Genomic DNA, 19,111 nt, shown 5'->3' on the forward strand with positions numbered 1-19,111 from the left:
CAGTGCATCAAAAGGGAAACTTTAAAAAATTAAACATTATGAAAACGAAATCAATTTTACTTGTCGTGTTACTGCTTCTTATTTCAAAACCTGTTTTTTCTCAAACTGCCTTTAAGGTAGAAGTAAAAGGTAAAGGAGCACCGTTGTTGTTATTTCCTGGTTTTGGCTGTACGGGAGAAATGTGGAATGAAACTGTAGCCGGGCTTTCTAAAAATTACGAATGTCACATTTTTACCTTCGCAGGATTTGGCAACGTTCCTCCAATTGAAAGTCCGTGGTTGTCTACCATAAAGAATCAGGTGGTTTCTTATGTAAAAACCAAAAAATTAAAGAAAGCTACATTAATCGGTCACAGTTTGGGAGGGACTCTGAGTTTGTGGCTGGCTTCTGAAGAAACCAATTTGTTCAAAAAAGTAATTATAGTGGATGCGCTGCCGGCAAGTGCGGCACTAATGATCCCGAACTACAAAGGAGAAGTTATTCCGTATGACAATCCGCAAAGCAAAATGATGCTGGCGATGGATCAAAAGGCATTTAATGCGATGAATTCTCAAACGGTCTCTTATATGTGTCTGAACAAAGAAAAGCAAAAAACAATCAGCGAGTGGATGAATGTTGCCGATCGAAAAACCTATGTATACGGTTATATTGATATGCTTAATTTAGATTTGCGCAACGAAATTGCTAAAATTAAAATTCCGGTAGTAATTTTAGCAGCAACAAATCCGGATCTTGCTACCGTACAAAACACCTATAAAGCCCAGTATGAAAAGCTGCCGTCTGTTAAAATTTATTATGCGGCCAACTCCGCTCATTTTGTCATGTATGATCAACCGGAGTGGTTCATGGAAAAAATAAAATCAGAAATACAGTAAAGTGGCTAAAAAAGAACAATTTAACGATCTCTACAACACACATTACAACAAAGTGTTTCGTTTGTGCAAAGGTTATTTTTGTGGAGATGTCGCATTAGCATCTGATGCAGCTCAGGAAATTTTCATAAAAGTATGGGAAAGTCTGGATACCTTCCGAAATGAATCGAGCATTAGCACCTGGATGTACAGGATCGCGGTAAACACCTGTCTTCTCTATTTGCGGAAATCATCATCCAGAAAAGAAATCAGAGCAGCGGTCCTGCCTCAGGTGGTTTCGGAAACCTATTCAAACGAAAAAGAAGAACAACTGCAACAAATGTATCTATGCATACAAAAGCTTGAAGAGACCAACAAAATGATTATTCTGATGACTTTAGACGGCATAGAATATCCGGAAATAGCAGAAGTAATCGGGATAACTGAAGAAACACTTCGGGTCAGAATCCATCGAATTAAAAAAAGTTTAACGCAATGTGTACAAAATGAAAACATTTGAAGAATTACAAAATATTTGGGATCAGCAGGCAGAATCCAATACAAAACCAGCTGCAACGGCTATAATTAACAAAGCGGAGGCACATACTAAAAAAATCAAACGCAACCATTTTTGGACCAGGGTAATCCTGAGTGTAACCTCGATCATACTCATCTCTTATTATATTTGGGTGGGCGCCTATAAACAAACATTGTTTAGTTTTGGATTGGGAACTATGATTGCAATGCTCGTATTTCGTATCGTTTTAGAGTGGATTAGTGCCGAAAAATTAGCACATTTAAATACAGCGGTTCCCTTATTGGAATACAGTCAACAGGCAGAGCAGTTTTATCAATGGAGAAAAAAAATCCACTACATCTTTACACCAATAATTTACCTGACCTATATTGGCGGTTTTGCGTTCCTTTTACCCATTTTTAAAGAAAATTTCTCCAGAGGCTTTTACCTTTATATCGTATGCAGTGGTTTTGGTTTTTTACTGTTTTTTGGACTATTGATGATAAGAATCATTAAGAAGGAAGTAAAGCTCTTGGACTTCTTAAAAAACATTTCTTAAAAAGAGTATCAGAAATCACATGGCGGATAACGAAGGCTTGTTCGCCATTAACCCGCAAAGGAACAATTTGAAACTTGAAACTTGGAATTTGGAATTTGAGATTTGGATTTTTTTATTTGATTTGTAACTGTTTTACAAACTGATTTCTTTGTCTATCTTTGTAAAATGAATGAAAACTTAGATCCCACCACAAAAGGATACAATCCGGAAGAATTAGATCTTGAAAAAAGATTGCGTCCGCTGTCATTTGATGATTTTGCAGGACAAGATCAGGTTTTAGAGAACCTAAAGATTTTTGTTGCTGCGGCTAATCAGCGTGGTGAAGCACTCGATCACGCCCTTTTTCATGGACCTCCGGGATTAGGGAAAACTACTTTGGCTAATATCCTGGCCAATGAGCTCGAAGTGGGAATTAAAATTACTTCAGGACCTGTTTTAGACAAACCGGGAGATCTGGCAGGCTTGCTTACCAATCTTGATGAAAGAGACGTGCTGTTTATTGATGAGATTCATCGTTTGAGCCCTATAGTCGAAGAATATTTGTACTCGGCGATGGAGGATTTCAAAATAGACATTATGATCGAATCTGGTCCAAATGCCAGAACGGTGCAAATCAATCTGAACCCTTTTACGCTGATAGGCGCTACAACACGTTCGGGACTACTGACCGCTCCAATGCGAGCCCGTTTTGGAATTTCATCACGCTTACAATATTACACCACTGAACTTTTGACCACAATTGTCGAAAGAAGTTCTTCTATACTTAAAATGCCCATTTCATTAGATGCTGCTATCGAGATCGCTGGCAGAAGCCGTGGGACACCTCGTATTGCCAATGCATTATTGCGAAGAGTTCGTGATTTTGCACAAATAAAAGGAAATGGAACCATTGACATCGAAATTGCACGATATGCCCTAAAAGCCTTAAATGTCGATGCACACGGATTGGATGAAATGGACAATAAAATTTTACTGACCATCATTAATAAATTCAAAGGAGGACCTGTAGGACTATCGACTTTGGCAACTGCTGTTTCAGAGAGCAGTGAAACCATTGAGGAAGTTTACGAACCCTTTTTAATTCAGGAAGGATTTATTATGCGTACACCACGCGGACGTGAGGTTACAGATAAAGCGTACAAACATTTAGGAAAAATAAACACCAACATTCAGGGCGGATTGTTTTAATCCTGTTAGACATGTCTGAAAATAAAAAATACAAGTACCCGAACAAGCTTTCAATCGTTAGGTTCTTTCTGGATGCCGAAGGAGTGCGTAAAAATCCTATTCCTTACCATAAAAGATACTTTGAGCAGTTTGGAGACTCCTTTTCGCTAAAAATAGGACGGTCGAAACATTTGATCTTATCACGGGATAATGAGATTGCCCAGCATATTTTACAGAAAAACCAGAAGAACTATCACAAATCAAAATTTCAGTCCGTTTACCTTTCTAAATACTTAGGAAAAGGACTTTTGACTGTCGATGGTGAATTCTGGCTCAAACAAAGACGGCTGATTCAGCCTGCATTTCACAAGCAAAAAATGAATCAGTTGGTCGAGAACATGAACGAAACGATTGTCTCAGAACTGAAGGAAATCGTGGAAGAAAAATCCTTTGATCTTTTTCCTGTTATGAGCCAGCTGGCCTTTAATGTAGTGGCCAAGTCGCTGTTTCATCTCTCGGTTTCTGAAGAAAAATTAAATCGTCTAAAATTTATCATCGAAGAAGTTCAGAACTTTTTAATCAAAGAAATTCGGCTTCCGCATAAAGCATGGTGGTTTTCGGTAAGTGGTCAGGTAAAAAAACATCTTGAACTGGCCGAAGAAAACAATCAGATTATTCAGGAAATTATCGAGGATCGAACCACTTCGGGAGAGGCAGTAAACGATTTGCTTCAGCTGCTTTTAGAAACCCGTTATGAAGATACCGGTGAAGGAATGTCGGTCAAACAACTGATTGATGAAATTAAAGTTCTTTTTATTGCCGGACATGAAACGACTGCCAACGCCTTAACTTTTACACTTTACCTTTTGGGAAGAAACCCCGAAGTGCAACAGAAGGTACTGGACGAAATTCTGGAAATCGAATCGCAAACAGCAAACGTGGTAGAACAGCTGCAGCAAATGACCTATTTGAATGCGGTGCTCAATGAATCCATGCGTTTGTATCCGCCTGCCTGGATTACAGACCGACAAAATGTGGAAGACGATACGATCGGGCAGTACCATTTAAAAAAAGGGACTTTAATAGGCGTTTCTTTTTATGAGCTGCACCGAAACCCTAAATATTGGAATGCGCCGGAGGAATTTATACCGGAGCGCTTTCTGGGAGAACAGAAGAAACACTCCATGCAATATTTTTATCCTTTTGGAGCCGGGCCAAGAATGTGTATTGGAGCCGGATTTGCGATTTATGAAATGTGCCTTACTGTGGCCCATATTGTGAAAAAATACGAACTTAAATCGGAGACAGCTGCGATTGGGTTCAACCCCTTAATTACCTTAAAACCTGTTGGAGTAGAAGTTTTATTCTCTAAAAGATGACCATCAATTCTAAAGAGACATATTCAGCATTCATAAAATCCGAAGCCAAAAGGCTGGGTTTTCTTTCTTGTGGAATATCCAAAGCAGGATTTCTGGAAGAGGAGGCACCCCGTCTTGAAAAATGGTTAAACAACAACCATCACGGGAAAATGGGGTATATGGAAAACTACTTTGACAAACGACTGGACCCAACTTTACTGGTCGATGATGCCAAGAGCGTAGTGTCGCTTTTATTAAATTATTATCCAACAGAAACCCAGACCGAAGACAGTTTTAAAATTTCAAAATACGCTTACGGTCAGGATTATCATTTTGTAATTAAAGAAAAATTAAAAGAATTTTTACACTCCATTCAGGAAAATATCGGCGAAGTATCAGGTCGTGCTTTTGTAGACTCGGCACCCGTTTTAGATCGTGCCTGGGCAGCAAAAAGCGGACTGGGCTGGATTGGTAAAAGCGGTAATTTGCTGACGCAGAAAGTAGGATCTTTTTATTTTATTGCAGAACTTATTCTGGATCTGGAATTAGAATACGATCATGCTACAACAGATCATTGCGGATCCTGTACCGCCTGTATTGATGCCTGTCCCACACAGGCAATAGTGGCTCCTCATGTCGTAGACGGGAGCAAATGCATCTCGTATTACACCATCGAACTCAAAGAAAACATCCCTTTTGAAATGAAAGGCAAATTTGATGAATGGATGTTTGGTTGTGATACCTGTCAGGACGTTTGTCCCTGGAATCGATTCTCAAAACCGCATTCCGAACCTTTATTCAATCCCAATCCGGAATTACTTTCTTTCTCAAAAAAGGACTGGATCGAAATTACGGAAGAAACTTTCCGATTAGTTTTTAAAAATTCCCCTATCAAAAGAACCAAATTTGATGGCTTAAAACGCAATATTATTTTCCTGGAATAAAACGGAAAAGAAGGTATTATTTTTCTGATTTTTTTATCTTTTTAACGCTTAAATGTGTTTTTTGTCGGTTTTTTTAGAACAATCCCCTCGTTTTTTACATCGCAACTAGTTGATATTCAACACGGTACAAGGTGTTGCTTTTGGAGTAAGATATAACTATCTAATAATCAGTCTATTTACGTGTGGGATAAGCTTTTTTTATTAAATTTGTGTTAATCCCCCCAAGTTTGTACTGTCATTTCTTTGTTTTTAATTCAAAAATTTAAATTTATGAAATTAAATTACTCTGATAGATTACATAAAGGACTGAATAACACACTTTTATTTTTTTTATTTGTACTTCCTGTTTACACCTTTTCGCAAAACTGTACTGTTAATGCAAATGCTGACAGAACAATTTGCCCCGGTGGAGCTACAGCTTTGCCCCCCGACCAGTTTTATTTACTGGGAACGGCAAATACAGCACCAGGTACTAACTTTCTGGAAAATCCGGTATGGAGTCAGATAGCAGGACCGGCAGTACAGATCGTAGATCCTAATTTACAGCAAACTTTAGTAAGAGGAGCAGTCCCGGGAAATACCTATACTTTTAGATTAACCGCTAAATGTGAGGACGGTTCCACCATATTTGATGATATCGTAATGGTGATTTCACCAATCACCCTTTCAAATGCAGGAGCGGATCAAACGTATTGTCAGGGGACGTATCCCTTAAACGCAAATGCGATTGGGCCAACAGAAACCGGAACCTGGTCAGTTGAAGGAAATAATAATGCCGGAGTTACGGTTAATAACCCGAATTCGCCAAACAGTACCATTACAGTTTCAGGAAACAGCTCAGGCTCAACCACTTTAAGATGGACCATAACAAATGGATCGTGTACCTCAACGGATGATGTTATTATTTCAAGTCTGGGTGGAAGAATGCCTGTTACTGCGGGAACCGATATGACACTTTCACACTGTTATTCATCGACCCAAACGGTAAACCTTAACGGAAGTTTCGGCGGAAATACTCCAGGACAGCAGCAAGGTACCTGGACCGTTGTTTCGGGACCGAGTATACCAACTTTTTCCAATGCAAACCGAAATAATACAGCAGTAAGCGGTTTACTTGAAGGAACCTATGTTTTTAGATGGACCGTAGCCGGAACCTGTGCAAATGGTGTAGATGAAGTCACCGTAATCGTTCCGCCACCAACGGCCGATGTTACCAATGTCACCGGTTCGACCGCTTATTTTTGTGATGGACGAACCTCAACAATTCTGCAGGGAACCATACCGCTGTATGTAAATGAAAGCGTGCAATGGACGCAGACAGGAGGTCCGACAGCAACAATTCAAAACCCTACTTCTCCTTCGACACTAGTATCGGGAATGACCGCATTAGGGACTTATACTTTTTCATATACCCTTACCAACAGCGTTACCAATTGTGTTAGAACAGCAAACTACGTTGTGGTTTTAGAAGATATCATTTCGATTTCGGGAGGCCCTAATCAGACTTTAGGGTGTAACGAATCGGAGGCCGTAATTCCGGTAACTTTTACGGGTAACGGACAAATGAGCTGGCAATTAGTATCCGGGCCAAACATAAACCCGGTACTCAATCCGCCATACCCGTCTTATCCAACAGCTCCGGTAAATTTTTCAGGTAATAGCGTTACGATTGGACAATTGACATTTTCCGGTACTTATGTACTTCGGTTAATCAAAGCTCCAAATCCGGGGTCACAATGCGAAACAGTGTACAATACGGTCGTTATAGTAGTTTCGGCGCAACCGACCACTTCAAGCGCAGGAACCATGCAAATTGTGCCCTGTAATTCTACTTCTGCAACCTTAGCCGGAAATTTGGTAATTTATGGAAAAGGAACCTGGTCGCAGATTTCCGGTCCAAGTATTGTCACTTTTACAGATGTGAACAGCCCAACAACCGGGGTATCACCTTTGGTTAATGGAGGGTATATGTTTAGATGGACCATTTCGGGTGGATCAGGCTGTGATGTCACACAAAGTACTTCTGAAGTATTGGTGTCGAGTGCTGCTCCAACCCCTGCTAATGCCGGAAACGATCAGGCGGTTTGTTTTGACAGTACAGTAAAATTACAAGGAAATGCCACACAAAGCAGCGAAAACGGAACCTGGACAGTTTCTCCCAGTGCCGGTGTCGTTTTTAGTGATCCGGGCGATCCTAACAGTACCGTAACCGGATTGGCCGCAAATACAACTTATACTTTTACATGGACAATTGTAAATGGCTGCGGTACATCGGCAGATACGGTAGATGTTGTTACCAATAACACCGAAGGAGCGGATGCTAATGCCGGAGCAGATCAATGTTTGCCTACCGGTACAACCACCATCACCTTAAGCGGTAATACTCCAGCTCCGGGAACTGGTTTATGGACACAAACTGCAGGCACAGCAGCAACAATAACAAATCCAACACTATACAATACTACAGTAACCGGACTAAGTGATGGAGATTATACTTTTAAATGGACCGTTAGCAATGTAGGCTGTGCGGATGGAGAAGATACTGTGGGGATTACTATAGCTCCTGCTATTACAGTAGCTCAGGCGGGAGCCACGCAAAATTTATGCAGTAATAGTACAACCGTAACCGGAAATGCACCTGCACCCGGAGAAAGCGGTTTATGGGAACTGGTTAGCGGAGGAGACGGACCTGTTATTGCAAACCCAACGAGTCCGACCACTACAATTACCGGTCTGACTCCCGGCTCCTGGGTTTATAAATGGACCATTTCAAGAGGATTTTGTGCGAGTACTTCAGATACCGTACAACTCAATATAGACGAAGCACCTTCACCGGCAATAGGAGGACCGGATCAGACCGTTTGTAACCAAAGTCAGGTTACTCTTGGGGCAACACCTCCTTTGACGGGTAACGGGATATGGTCGTTAATTAGTGGTCCGAATTCACCTGTTTTTTCAGATGCAAGATCGGCAACCTCAACTTTATCAGGACTAATAACCGGAGAATATATTTTAGAATGGGCTACCTATACAGGTGTGAATTGCCCAACAAACAGAGATCAGGTGACGATAAAAGTAACAGAAGTTGCGGCAGTCGGTCCTGATTTTGCTACCTGTCTGGAAGGGCCTTTGTTTTTGGTTGGTAATGTTGCCAGTACCGGAATCTGGAGCTATGTTTCCGGAGGGACAGGAGCACCAACGATTACCACAACCAGTAACAATAGTGCGGCCGTAACCAATTTAGTACCGAGTGTATATGTTTTCAGATATACGATCGCGGCACAGGGTTTTTGCCCTGAAACGTCAGATGATATTCAGGTCACGGTAAACGGTCAGATTGTGACAGCTCCCAATGCGGGTCCGAATCAGGAATTTTGTGATGCGGGTGTAAATCAAATTCAGCTGGCAGCTTCGGCACTTGATCCCGGAACAACAGGAAAATGGACCAAATTGTTTGGCCCTGCAGGAGGATCTTTTGTTGATGATACAAACCCCAACACCATATTTACAAATCCGGGTTATGGATTTTATGTGTTTAACTGGACGGTTAGTTCAGGAACCTGTAGCGAATCGGATCAGATTAGAATTGAGAACTCAGAGCCACCTTCACCGGCACTTGCAGGAGGAGACCAGGTTATTTGTGGATCGGTAACAGATCTTACGGCAATTCCTCCTTTAGCAGGTGTGGGAAATTGGACGCAGGTATCCGGTCCTACAACTGCCGTATTTAGTTCTGAAATTTCAGCTACCACTTCCGTTAGTAATTTAACTCAGACGGGAGGGATATATGTTTTCAGATGGACTATTACCAACGGAGCGTTATGTCCTTCTACAACAGATACAGTTCAAATTACCGTTACGGCAAATCTGACGATTCCTAATGCAGGACCAGATCAGACCATCTGTGTATCGGATAGTGCAACTTTAGCGGCCAACGCAATTACGGCCGGAACGGGGCAATGGTCAAGAGTTAGTGGCCCTGCGGGATCTTTTTCTGATACTGCAAGCCCAACTTCGTTATTCACGCCAAGTGCTCAGGGAACCTATGTTTTGCGATGGACAGCGACGAATCTTAGCTGTGTACTTTTTGATGAGATGACCTTAGTCGTTAATCCGTTACCCTCAACTTCAAATGCAGGAACACCCATTAACATTTGCGAATTCCAAACCCTGACTTTGGCCGCAAACACGCCAGCAATCGGAACGGGATTATGGACACAGGTTTCGGGACCAACAACCGTTGCTTTTACCGCTGCAACTTCACCAACAACGACTATTTTAGGAACACAGCCGGGAGTGTATGTTTTTGCCTGGACCATTTCAAACGGATTGTGCGCACCAAGTTCCAGTAATGTAACTGTAACCGTAAATGCGTTACCGCCATTGGCAGATGCAGGACCTGATCAGACGATTTGTAATACCGGAACGGTAACGCTAAATGGGAATAATCCTGTAACCGGTATCGGAACCTGGACTTTTGTGACGAATCCGGGAGGTACGGCTTTGATCACCAATCCTAATGCTTTTAATACGACCGTAACCAATATATCAGTAGGGACAACGCGATTAAAATGGACCATTAGTAACGGTTCTTGTAACTCTTATGCGGATGAAGTAAATATTATACGACCATCAGATTTAACTCTTTCGGCATTACCAAGTGACACCACAATTTGCCAGGGCGGAACCACAACTTTAACGATAACCCCAACAGGAAGTGTAGCTCCTTATACGTACCAATGGCAAACATCAGCCAATGGAATAACGGGCTGGACGAATGTTTCAGGGCAAACAGCTGCATCCTTTACAACCAGTAGTGCCTTGGCAAATGGAGAATATTATTACAGGGTAAATGTTTCAAGTACCTGTACGCAGGTGACGAGCAATGTGGCAAAATTAACCATTATTCCGGATCCTGTTGTGACTCTTCAGCCAACGGGAAGTACCATTTGTTCGGGCGAAACACATACCATGACCGTTGGGGCAACCACTACCAATACAGCAGCCGGGACGATCGCTTATCAATGGCAAAGTTCGGTGAATGGAACTTCAGGTTGGACCAATGTTTCGGGTGGAAGCGGAGCCAATACGACAACTTACACCACAGCGGCATTAACATCCAGTTTATACTTTAGAGCACAAATTACACAATCGGGAAGCGGCTGTGAAACCTTCTCCAATTCAGCATTGGTCAATGTGGCACGAATTACAACGCAACCGCAAACTCCTGCAGCTGTCTGTGTAGGCGGGATTGTTAGTATCAATATTGTCGCAACATTGGACGGAGGTACAGGAACGCTAACCTATCAATGGCAAAGTAACTCGGGTGCCGGTTTTGTGAATGAAACGAATCCAACAGCGACAACAGCCAATTTTACTTCGGATATTTTGAATACAACCACACAGTTCAGATGTCTGATCACTTCATCAACAACTAATTGTGTACTGACTTCCAATACCGTTACAGCAACGGTAGTACCCGATCCTGCGATATCAGTTCAGCCAACCGGAGGAATTGTCTGTACGGGCGGGGCATTTACCTTGTCGGTTACAGGAACAGGCGGAACCCCCGCTTTAAATTATCAATGGTACAGCAGTTCCGACAACCTGAGTTTTACATTACTTTCCGGGGCAACTTCAAGTACTTACACGACTCCGGCACTCACTCAGGACACCTATTATCGTGTAGACGTTTCGGCAACGGGAAGTGGCTGTGGTCTGGTATCTTCAAATAGTGTATTGGTAGATGTAATTCCGGATCCTGTAGTAAACGTACAGCCTGTTGGAAACACCATCTGTTCGGGAGCAACACATACTATGACCGTAGTAGCTTCGGGAGATCCTTTGGGCGGAGCTTTGGTCTATCAATGGCAAAGATCTGTAAATGGAACCACAGGCTGGGTAAATACAACAGGTGGAAGCGGGGCAACAACAGCGTCTTACACCACCGGAGCATTAACATCTACTTTTTATTACAGAGTCAGAGTGAGACAAGGGGCTAATGGTTGTGAAGTATTTTCGGATGCCGTTCCGGTATTTGTGGCAACTATTACCACTCAGCCGACAACTCCGACAGATATTTGTGTTGGAGGAATTGTAAACATCAACATTGCGGCCTCTTTAAACGGAGGTGCGGGTACCCTTACTTATCAATGGCAAAGTAATACGGGTTCAGGTTTTGTGAATGAAACAACTGCAACTGCAACCACTCCTAATTTTACGTCAGGGGCATTAAATGCAACGACACAATTCAGATGTTTGGTAACATCATCTACCACCAATTGTATCTTAACCTCTAATACCGTTACGGCAACAGTCGTTCCCGATCCGTCGATTACAGTACAGCCGGCAGGAACAACAATTTGCTCGGGAGGAAATCATACCTTATCAGTAACGGGGGCCAATGGAACCCCAGCTTTAACTTACCAATGGTTTAGCAGTACCAACAATGCTACTTTTACAGCCATTGGCGGTGCAACTTCGGCAACCTATACAACCCCGGCTTTAACTCAGACGACCTATTACAAAGTAGAAGTTTCGGCCAGTGGAAACGGCTGTAATACCATTACTTCCAATGTGGCTATGGTGACCGTTTTATCTGCGATCTCCATCGTAACACAGCCGGTCGCAAAAACAAATATTTGCAGTGGATCAAATGCGACCTTAAATGTAGTCGCTGCAGGAGGTTCAGGGAATTACAGTTATCAATGGAAAAGCTCCGTTGTTTTAGCGGGACCTTATACCAATATTGCAGGAGCAACTTCGGCAAGTTATACCACCCCAAATTTAACACAAACTACTTTTTACCAGGTGGCGATTTCTGATCCTACTCAGGGTTGTACCACAGTGTTGTCCGGTATCGCCGCAGTTATTATTCCAAGTATTGAGACTCAGCCTGTAAATCCAACTACCGTTTGTGTGGGAGGTACAGTGGCGATTTCAACAGCGGCTTCGGCAAACAATGGTTCTGCTTCCTTTACTTATCAGTGGCAGCGTTCCGCAGATGGTGTGACTGGCTGGGCCGACATTACAGGAGAAATTAGAGCCACAAATCCACATTATTTATCAGGACCACTTAGCGCTACGACTTATTACCGCTGTGTAATCACCTCATCAAATCCAAGCTGTACTCTTATTACAAATGTTGTAGTCGCAACCGTTATTCCCGATCCGACGATAACAGTACAGCCGGTTGGTGGAAATATTTGCGAGGGAGGAGTATTCACCATGACATCCGGTGCACAAAATGGTTCCGGAAACTTTACCTATCAATGGCAAAGATCATTGGACGGAACAACAGGATGGGCAAATGTAACAGATGGCTCCGGTGCCAATACCACCACTTATACCACAGGTTTTGTAAATGCAGATGCTTTTTACAGATTGCGTGTAACCGATTCAGGAATTGGATGTGGTGTTATAAATTCCAATCCGGCGAAAGTAGATGTTTTCGAAATCCCGATAATTACGACACAACCAAAAGATGGAGAAGCTTGTATCAACCAGGCTCATACTTTTACCGTTGTGGCTACAGGAAATATTCCTGCGAGTCCTGTATTGTATCAATGGCAGACCGCCAGTGTTTTGGCCGGCCCTTATACCGATGTTACAAGCGGAACAGGTGGTACAACAGCTTCGTACACCACACCAACTTATGCAACAGCAGGAAACAGATATTTTAGAGTCATCATTTCTCAGGGAGAGTCAGGTTGTCGTACCACATCCAATCAGGTGACGTTAGAAGTTTTTGATATACCAGCCGCACCAACGGGTTCAGTCATACAACAGCCTTCCTGCGCAAATGCTACAGGAACAGTAAGCATCGTGAATCCTGATTTAGGAACCGGTTACGAGTACAGCAGTGATGGAACGACCTTCCAGGCGAGCAATGTTTTTGCAGGTTTGGCTTCGGGTACGGTAACCATTTATGTGAGAAGAGTGGGATTGAATACCTGTATTTCATCGGGTACGACCTTTACTATTTTTAACAGAATCTGTGCGGTTCCTGAAACCTTTACAGCCATCAACGGAGATACGGGTGGAAGTACAGCACCACATTCTATATTAGATAGTGATACCTTAAACGGAGTTATTTTAAACCCATCAGCAGTTAATGTTACGATAAACTCTATTTCGAGTTACTTAATTTATGATTTTAATCCGCTATCCAGAACTATTTCTGTAGCACCGGGAACTCCACCGGGAGATTATACTTTAACCTATACCATTTGTGAAATCGTAAATCCGGGAAATCCTTCTGATCCTGCAAATTTTGTAAATTGTTCTACCACTACAGAAACCATTAGTGTAACCACAGCCGGAATCGATGCCCGAATTGATATTGTTAAATATCTTGTAAACGGCTATACCGGTGCCAACAATGTAATTAATGCTTTAACAAACGATACTGTGGGCGGTGCACAGGCTACATTATCCAATGTGACGCTTAGTGTAGTCAATCCGGCATTACCGATCGACCCTCTGGTAACAACAGTTCCGTATCTGGATATTACAACCGGAAACGTGAATGTACCGCCGGGAACGGTAAAAGGCTTGTATGAAATTGTGTATAAGATCTGTGAAATTGGAGCGCCTTTAAATTGTGATACCTCAAGTATTCTGGTTCCGGTTGGAAACGCAGTGATTATAGCGAATGATGACAGAGTAGAAAATATAAATGGTCATTTAGGACTCATGAATGCTGCGAATGCCTTAACCAATGACACTTTAAACGGAGTGCCAATTACAGGAGCAAACTTTAATGAAATAACCATTACACAAAATGTGTTTGCCACACCTTTATATCCTGGCGCCAATGTACCGGTCTTTAGTACAGCCACGGGAAGCATAAGCATTCCACCGGGAACGCCTGCCAACACTTACTTTATGACCTATACCATTTGCGAAAAATTAAACCCAACCAATTGTGCGGACGGTAGTATTGCAGTGGTGGTAAATGCCGCTCCGATCATTGTAAATGACGACCGTATAGACAACATAAATGGTTACGACGGAGGTGTAGACGTAATTAATGTGTATACAAATGCAGCCGGTGCTGATACTTTTGACGGACAGGTTATCAATATCAATCTGGCCAATGTGCTGACTCCTTCAATTGTAACCCCTGCACAGCCTAAAGCTCCGGGAGCTCCGGTTCCTGTTTTAGATATTTCGTCAGGTTTTGTTACCGTTCCTCCGGGAACCCCGGCAGGGCAATATCAAATTAAATATCAAATCTGTGAGGATCTTAATCCGGGCAATTGTGATGATGCCATTGTGATCATTACGGTAATTGCACCAGTTATCGAAGCAAATGATGATACTGTTTTAAACGTAAATGGTTATGAAGGAGCAGACGATGTTATCAATATTTATGATAACGACTTGCTAAATGGCGGAATGCTGGATCTTCCGGATATTACAACAACTGTTATATCAACTCCGGCTCCAATAAACGGAGGTCCGGTTCCTACACTTGATAGCGTTACCGGTTTAGTAGACGTTCCGGCAGGAACACCGGCAGGAGAATATAAATTTGTGTATAAAATCTGTGAAAACCTAAACCCGACGAATTGTGATCAGGCGGTTGTTACTATTGTAGTAGCTCCTGCTGTAATCGATGCCGTAAACGATGCCAATTTTGCACCAATTAATGGTTTTGTCGGAAGTCCAAATGCCTTAAATGCTCTAGACAATGATACCCTTAATGGTCTTGCCGTAAATCTTTCTGAAGTTGTCATTACCAATATCATTCCGGCTACACCAATCAATGGAGGTCTGGTTCCGGTATTAAACGGAACAACCGGAATTGTAAGTGTACCTCCGGGAACTGCGGCAGGAATGTATTTTATTGGCTATCAGCTGAACGAAAAATTGAACTTGTCCAATACCGATTCAGCCATCATAACCGTTGAGGTTTCAGCTCCGCTAATTGTAGCCAATGATGATACAATTGCCAACATTAACGGCTATGTAAACACCACGAACGCAATTGACGTTTTATTGAATGATACCCTTAACGGAGTTACAGCAAACATTTCGAAAGTTACCATTACAGTTGATGTTGCGGCAACACCAATAAACGGAGGGCCAATTCCGGTACTCGAGCCTTTAACAGGATTTGTAAGTGTTCCGGCAGGTACTCCAGCGGGAGATTATGAAATTCAATACCATATTTGCGAAAAAATTAATCCGCTGAATTGTGACAATGCTAAAGTTTTCATTACAGTAACAGGAGCACAAATTGATGCGGTAAATGATGCGGTGGCCAATATCAATGGATTTACAGGAGCGACCAATGCCGTGAATGCCCTGACGAATGATACTTTAAACGGAATGACCGTTATTCCTTCTCAGGTTACCATTAGTAATATAGTTCCGGCTACACCAATAAATGGAGGAGCTGTTCCGGTTCTAAACCCTTCGAACGGAAATGTTGATGTGCCACTGGGAACCGCAGCAGGTACTTACACCATTGGATACCGCCTAAGCGAAAACTTAAATACGACCAATTTTGATACAGCCACCATAACAATTGTTGTTATAGCGCCAACGATTATTGCGAATGCAGACAGCACCGGTAACATTAACGGATTTACCGGAGCAAACAACGCTGTAAATGCCATTACAAATGACAGATTAAACGGCTTAGATATTCAATTGACTGCAATCGATATTACATCCATAAGTACCACAACTCCGGCAGCATATATTTCTGGAAACCCGGTTCCGGTATTAGATATCATTACCGGAAATGTAAATGTACCGGCAGGAACAGCAGCCGGAACTTATGTAATTCATTACCGTATTTGTGAAAAACTAAATCCGTTAAATTGCAGCGAGGCCGATATAACCATAAACGTTATTGCCCCAATCATTGATGCGAATACTGATTTTGCGGGTAATATTAATGGATATACCGGAGCCAATAATGTAGTAAATGCTCTAACGAATGATACCGTTAACGGACTTGCCGCACAAGCCGCTCAGCTTAACATTAGTGTTTTGAGTATAACTCCTCCGGCAACTTCAACAAATGGAATTGTTCCGGTATTGAATACCGTCACCGGAAGTGTCGATGTACCGCCAGGAACTTCTGCGGGGACTTATTTTATTCAATACCAAATCTGCGAAAAAATAAACCCGGCAATTGCAGTCAGGCAGCAATTATCATAGTCGTAAATGCGCCTGTAATCGTTGCTGAAGATGACACCATTACCAACATAAATGGTCAGTCGGGAATAAATAATGCTCTGAATGCCTTTACAAATAATGACACGTATAATGGTGTACTGTTAACAGATGTCAGCTTAATCATTCCAACCATATTAAGTCCGGCAACATCTATAAACGGAGGTTTGGTTCCTGTCTTAGATCTTGCCACAGGAAATGTAAATGTACCGGCAGGAACGCCGGCAGGAGCTTATCAGATTAAATATAGAATCTGCGACAAATTAAATCCGACGAATTGCGATGATGCCGTTATTAATATTGTAGTAGTCGTTTCGACAATTGTTGCGAATGACGATGCAATCGACAATATTAACGGAGACACCGGAGCAACTAATGTATTGAATGCGTACGCCAACGATACTTTGAACGGAACAACAATTTTGCAGACCAATATTAACAGTACCCTGATTAGCGGAGCAAACTCCATAAACGGAGCTGCAGTTCCTGTTTTAAATGTTCTTACCGGTGCTGTAGACGTTCCTGCGGGCACGGCTGCCGGAATATACTCTATTGTATATAAAATTTGTGATAAATTAAATCCGTCCAATTGTGATGAAGCTGTTATTAGAATTACGGTAGCGCTGCCCTCCATTCGATTGCTTAAACAAGGAGTTTTCGTAGATAGCAATGGCGATGGTTATGCACAGCCGGGAGAGCTAATCCGTTATTCTTTTGTGGTGACAAACACCGGAACTTTAGATTTAACCAATATCATTGTAACAGATCCGAAGGCAACAGTTACCGGAACTGCAATTGCAGTATTGGGAGTTGGACAATCGGATACCACAACTTTTAAAGGAACCTATGTCTTAACTCAGGCTGATATTAACAGAGGATATGTCGAAAATCAGGCTTTGGTTACGGCACAGCCTGTTAGCGGAGCAGCCATACAGGATTTGTCCGACAGTAATGACCTTACTTTAATTGGACCTAATGACCCTACGATCACTCCGGTACCGCAGCATAAAGAACTGACCTTGATAAAAGGAGGAGTATTAACAGGCAATGGAGGAGTAGGTTCGGTTATCAAATATAGCTTTACGGTTAAAAATACCGGAAATGTAGTCGTTACCAATCTGGTAATAAGCGATCCGATGTTAACAGCCACTTCTATAGCGGTTACTCCAAATGTGTTGGCCCCGGGCCAAACGGGAATAGCCATGGCATCGTATACGGTAACTACAACAGATGTAGCCAATGGCGAAGTAGTCAACTCGGCATTGGTCATTGGAGATGATCCGCAAGGGAATCCGGTCATCGATATTTCCGATAGCGATGATCCTGCTTTAACCGGTGATGATGATCCGACAGTGGTTGATTTAGATCTTAAACCTTCTATTGCGCTTATCAAAACAGCCACTTTTAATGATGAAAATAAAAATGGATTTGCCGAGATAGGAGAAACAATTACGTATCACTTTAGCGTTACCAATACCGGAAATATTCTATTGGTGAATGTTGTGGTCAAAGATCCGAAACCGGGAATAACCATTACAGGCGGTCCGATCATTTTAAAACACGGAGAAACAAATTCGGATAGTTTTGTCGGGACTTATGTTTTAACCGCTGCTGATATCGAGGCCGGATCTGTTGAAAATCAGGCTGAGGTGAATGCCGTAAGCCCGGACGGAAAAACGGCAACAGATTTGTCTGATGGCAATTCTATTCTGGGAGATGACCCAACCGTACTACCCTTAAACTCTTGTAAAATTGTAGTTCACAATGCGTTCTCACCAAATGGTGACGGAATCAATGAAGTTTTCAAAATTGACGGAGTTGAATGTTACCCGGATGTATTTGTAGAAATTTATGACCGTTGGGGAGTTTTGGTTTATGATGCTCATGGTTATAATAACACGTCAGTTGCCTTTAAAGGAATCTCAGAAGGAAGGGCAACGGTCAACAAACAAAAAGGATTACCGGTTGGTACTTACTTTTACGTGATTACGTATAAAACGTATTTAAATGAGCCAATAAGTCTGATGGGGTATTTGTATTTCTCTAAATAATGTAAAGTATTGATTTCTAATTTGTTAAAATAAAAAAGGCGCGACATTGTTGCGCCTTTTTTATTGCGTTTTTGTCACTATATTCTGTAAAAGTGTAATATATACATAATGTACCTGCTCATTTTTATCGGTTCGTTATCAAATAGTCATTTTTTTTGTAGTCAAAAGAGTATTACGGTCGGCAAAAAGTGTTGTTTAACGTTAATCTGGGTAGTTTATCGAAAAATGTAGCTGATAGACAGTTGTTTGCATATTTTCGCGCCTCCAAAACTACATAATTTAACCAGAGACAATTTGTGTCTTGAACCTAAATACCTATGGTCCAAACGCTATCTTTTTTTGATAAAGCCTTTAAGAAGTTTTTTTTAAGACTTCAAAAATCCATTACTATTATTTTTCCGTATCTATTCTGTATGCTGAATACCCCTGTTGGTTTTTCGGCAGCGGATATTTCCATTTCTAAAACCCCACTAT

Annotated in this window: 8 protein-coding genes; all 8 read left to right on the top strand. The window is 42.0% G+C overall.

Annotated elements, in window-relative coordinates:
• The first annotated feature begins 38 nt into the window (after positions 1–38).
• The 8 genes from OLM61_RS10800 (at position 39) to OLM61_RS10835 (ending at position 18,637) form a co-directional block, all read left to right on the top strand.
• Entirely contained in the window at positions 39–875 is an 837-nt protein-coding gene (locus tag OLM61_RS10800; protein ID WP_264526328.1) for an alpha/beta fold hydrolase, read from the top strand.
• Position 876: 1 nt separating this feature from the next.
• Positions 877–1,371 carry an RNA polymerase sigma factor gene (locus tag OLM61_RS10805; protein WP_264526329.1) on the top strand — a complete coding sequence of 165 codons (495 nt, stop codon included), beginning with the start codon at positions 877–879 and terminating at the stop codon, positions 1,369–1,371.
• On the top strand, positions 1,358–1,927 hold the full coding sequence (locus tag OLM61_RS10810; RefSeq protein ID WP_264526330.1) for a hypothetical protein: 570 nt from the start codon (positions 1,358–1,360) through the stop codon (positions 1,925–1,927). Before OLM61_RS10805 ends, OLM61_RS10810 begins: the two co-directional genes overlap by 14 nt.
• 165 nt (positions 1,928–2,092) lie before the next feature.
• Entirely contained in the window at positions 2,093–3,115 is a 1,023-nt protein-coding gene (ruvB, locus tag OLM61_RS10815) for a Holliday junction branch migration DNA helicase RuvB (RefSeq protein ID WP_017498167.1), read from the top strand.
• An 11-nt stretch (positions 3,116–3,126) separates the two neighbouring features.
• The gene (locus tag OLM61_RS10820) at positions 3,127–4,473 is read left to right on the top strand and encodes a cytochrome P450 (protein ID WP_264526331.1); all 1,347 of its coding nucleotides are present in this window, start codon (positions 3,127–3,129) and stop codon (positions 4,471–4,473) included.
• The gene (queG, locus tag OLM61_RS10825) at positions 4,470–5,396 is read left to right on the top strand and encodes a tRNA epoxyqueuosine(34) reductase QueG (protein WP_264526332.1); all 927 of its coding nucleotides are present in this window, start codon (positions 4,470–4,472) and stop codon (positions 5,394–5,396) included. Before OLM61_RS10820 ends, queG begins: the two co-directional genes overlap by 4 nt.
• A 270-nt stretch (positions 5,397–5,666) precedes the next feature.
• Positions 5,667–16,571, top strand: coding sequence for a PKD domain-containing protein (locus OLM61_RS10830; RefSeq protein WP_264526333.1), 10,905 nt, complete (start codon positions 5,667–5,669; stop codon positions 16,569–16,571).
• Between the two features lie 182 nt (positions 16,572–16,753).
• Positions 16,754–18,637: a gliding motility-associated C-terminal domain-containing protein gene (locus OLM61_RS10835; RefSeq protein ID WP_264526334.1), complete on the top strand. Its 1,884-nt coding sequence runs from the start codon at positions 16,754–16,756 to the stop codon at positions 18,635–18,637.
• Positions 18,638–19,111: the final 474 nt, after the last annotated feature.

Source organism: Flavobacterium sp. N502536 (assembly GCF_025947345.1).
Classification (GTDB): Bacteria; Bacteroidota; Bacteroidia; order Flavobacteriales; family Flavobacteriaceae; genus Flavobacterium.

What these genes read in the sequence shown, in the direction of transcription:
- OLM61_RS10800 (WP_264526328.1), top strand. Translation starts at nt 39, where the DNA reads ATGAAAACGAAATCAATTTTACTTGTCGTGTTACTGCTTCTTATTTCA.
- OLM61_RS10810 (WP_264526330.1), top strand. Translation starts at nt 1,358, where the DNA reads ATGAAAACATTTGAAGAATTACAAAATATTTGGGATCAGCAGGCAGAA.
- ruvB (WP_017498167.1), top strand. Translation starts at nt 2,093, where the DNA reads ATGAATGAAAACTTAGATCCCACCACAAAAGGATACAATCCGGAAGAA.
- OLM61_RS10820 (WP_264526331.1), top strand. Translation starts at nt 3,127, where the DNA reads ATGTCTGAAAATAAAAAATACAAGTACCCGAACAAGCTTTCAATCGTT.
- queG (WP_264526332.1), top strand. Translation starts at nt 4,470, where the DNA reads ATGACCATCAATTCTAAAGAGACATATTCAGCATTCATAAAATCCGAA.
- OLM61_RS10830 (WP_264526333.1), top strand. Translation starts at nt 5,667, where the DNA reads ATGAAATTAAATTACTCTGATAGATTACATAAAGGACTGAATAACACA.